General features: G+C 46.0%; 4 protein-coding genes and 1 pseudogene. 2 read left to right on the plus strand and 3 right to left on the minus strand.

Translation table 11 applies throughout. The annotated features are described in order from the left end of the window. The first annotated feature begins 118 nt into the window (after positions 1 to 118). Together ACTIE0_RS08220 and ACTIE0_RS08225 are read left to right on the plus strand one after the other, a co-directional pair. On the plus strand, positions 119 to 583 hold the full coding sequence (locus ACTIE0_RS08220; protein ID WP_006625720.1) for an ATP-dependent zinc protease family protein: 465 nt from the start codon (positions 119 to 121) through the stop codon (positions 581 to 583). Positions 584 to 687: 104 nt separating this feature from the next. Then, on the plus strand, positions 688 to 1254 hold the full coding sequence (locus ACTIE0_RS08225) for a hypothetical protein (RefSeq protein WP_006619714.1): 567 nt from the start codon (positions 688 to 690) through the stop codon (positions 1252 to 1254). Positions 1255 to 1367: 113 nt separating this feature from the next. Here ACTIE0_RS08225 and ACTIE0_RS08230 read toward each other — a convergent pair whose 3' ends face one another. The 3 genes and pseudogenes from ACTIE0_RS08230 to ACTIE0_RS08240 all read right to left on the minus strand — a co-directional run. After that, on the minus strand, positions 1368 to 2003 hold the full coding sequence (locus tag ACTIE0_RS08230; RefSeq protein ID WP_006619715.1) for an RNA polymerase sigma factor: 636 nt from the start codon (positions 2001 to 2003) through the stop codon (positions 1368 to 1370). Between the two features lie 72 nt (positions 2004 to 2075). Then, the gene (locus ACTIE0_RS08235) at positions 2076 to 2348 is read right to left on the minus strand and encodes a helix-turn-helix domain-containing protein (protein ID WP_439516878.1); all 273 of its coding nucleotides are present in this window, start codon (positions 2346 to 2348) and stop codon (positions 2076 to 2078) included. Next, positions 2263 to 2439 (minus strand): annotated as a pseudogene (locus ACTIE0_RS08240) (IS607 family transposase); the annotation flags it as partial. The gene ACTIE0_RS08235 and the pseudogene ACTIE0_RS08240, both read right to left, overlap by 86 nt.

Here is a 2439-nt window from a genome sequence, read left to right on the forward strand (position 1 = left end):
TGGCCTTCCGGGTCAGGAGGGTAGGGGCAGCTTGTGCCAAATCGGGCTTGAGGAGATATAGAAGTAAAGCGATCGCTGCGAGAAAGCTAAAACAGAGATATCAAAAGGCTGGAAAGGATTGTTGAACAAGCAACAGCGAGATGTAATTGGCTGGCGGGAGTGGCTGGCTCTTCCTGATTTAGGAGTAAGTGCAATTAAGGCTAAAATTGACACAGGAGCGCGTTCCTCTGCCATACACGCCTTTGATGTTCACCATTTCGGCGATGAAGACGAAAGGATGGTTGAGTTCAAAATGCACCCAAAGCAGCGGAATAGCACGGAAACTGTGACAGCGACAGCGAAGGTTTTAGATCAACGAGAGGTGCGAAATTCTGGGGGACATTCTGAAGAAAGGATCGTGATTGTAACTACTGCTCAACTACGGGGACATGAATGGCAGATCGAACTTACGCTAACTAATCGGGATGTGATGGGTTTTCGGATGCTGTTAGGACGCGCGGCTGTCCGGGAAAGGTTCTTAGTGCATCCTGGTAAGTCCTATCTCCTGAGCGCGCGACCGAAACTACCATTCCGTTCAACCTGAAACCAATGGAGTTTTACCAAATGTGGCCCGCCAATGGCAAGGCTTTAGACCCAATAATTTTCTGGTAAACTGGTGTAATCTGCTTAACTCAGGTAAATAATACTATGGTGGAATATAACGACGCACCCAAAACTGGGATCAAATGGCTGGGATTTGTTTGTGGTTCTGTGTTGCTGACCTCAAGCGCGATCGCCTGGGCGGGAGGGCCACCGACTCGGCAAGGTAAACCAGTAATTATTGAAGAACCGGCGGGAAGGCCGACAGAACCCGATCGCACTGGTCCTACGCCGACGGCTCCTGCTGCTACATTACAACCAACACAGCCCACAGAGGATACTATCCCCCGATTTCCCTTACCTAGTGCTAGGATTAGTCCTGTTAATGGCAGAGTTACCCTGAAGCTGATCAATTCTAGTAATGTGGTAATTGAATATCAGGTATCAGGAGGAACCAGACCCAGGCTAGTTGGTCAGCAGTCAGAAAGCACCTTAGAGCGACTGACAGTTCCTTTAAACTTGACCTATCAAAGGGAAGATGGGGGTTTGCTGTTTGTGCGTCCGGTAGTAACTAGCCCAGGTGTTTTAGAAATCCGGTTTGAAGCAACTGGTAATATCAACCTAGATACTCGGTCTCTGAGTATTAATGAACAGGGGACAGTATTTCTCAACTAAAGGAGAAAAGGGGACAGACCGCGGCCAAGTGTCTGTTGAACTGTGAGAATGATTGTCAAATTCCCTCTAGGGTTAGCCATCTACCGCAATGCGATCGCCATAATGTAAACACCTTAATCGGTTGATTGTGTGATAGTTTGACCGAGATAAATAGCGCGAATATCTTCAGGAATAGTAGTTTCTAAAATTTTATACCCTCGTTCTAACAACATCCGCACCTCACTGGGAGAAATAGATTCTCCTTCAGCTTGTAAGTAGGCGGCGATGCGAGTTTCACTCCAGTGAAATGTCTGGGCCATCAGGATGATTAACCGTAACAAGGGTTCAATTTGATCTAAAGCCTGACCGACATAACACCACAGGGGGGGTGGCTGATCTTTGAGTGAGTAATGAATAGACTCAACTGGGGGAAGTTCAGCGCGGTTAATACAGATAGCACTAACGTTAATAATCCAGTTTTGTAGGGTTGTTTCGGAGTCGGCAGTTTTTTCATTACGGAGGTTAAGACCCCGCATTTCATAGAAAATGTGTCGCCAGGTCAAAGCAAATAAATACTCAGCCTGAACTGGTGATTTGACAGAGTGACCAATCAGAGTATAGACAATTAGGGCATAGCGACAGAAAACCACGACAAAGTATCGACCCCGATCTGAATGATTTTGAAAAAGGGTCAGGAGTTCCTGGTCACTATGGTGGCTTAAAGACTTGACCAGGGTATGATTTGCTTCGGGGAAGTTAAGGGTTTGCAAGGTCTATCTGAGTATGCTACTTGGTCAATTTTATATATGATCCGCACCATAGTCTGGCGCTAAGTGGAGAATTTACGGGTGTTTTACCTGCCTGATCTGGCAAGGCGTTTCTTTCACCCATTGAGGTAAATCTGATTGCATTACCAGATTTCGCAATTTCAGCTTACCAATCCGAGTTGTTAATTGACGCTGCATAGCGATGGCTTGGTTAAAACAATAACGACAAGCATCCAGCCATTTTTTCCAAGTTTTTGCCAGTTCAGGACTGGGATAAATCCGGATCTTTTTTGATTGCAGATTTATACTTTCTGAGTCCGTCAAGTCGGCAACTGAAGATGTGAACAATGGCAAGGATGTCCTCAACCAATTCTCGCTCTGGGGATAAACCGTCTTGCTTGAGAACCACGATTTTTGTACCATCTTGTTCACACAACCA

This window comes from Limnospira sp., assembly GCF_051859755.1.
Taxonomy (GTDB): domain Bacteria; phylum Cyanobacteriota; class Cyanobacteriia; order Cyanobacteriales; family Microcoleaceae; genus Limnospira; species Limnospira fusiformis.

Coding starts and splice junctions, on each gene's coding strand:
- ACTIE0_RS08225 (WP_006619714.1), top strand. CDS start 688: ATGGTGGAATATAACGACGCACCCAAAACTGGGATCAAATGGCTGGGA.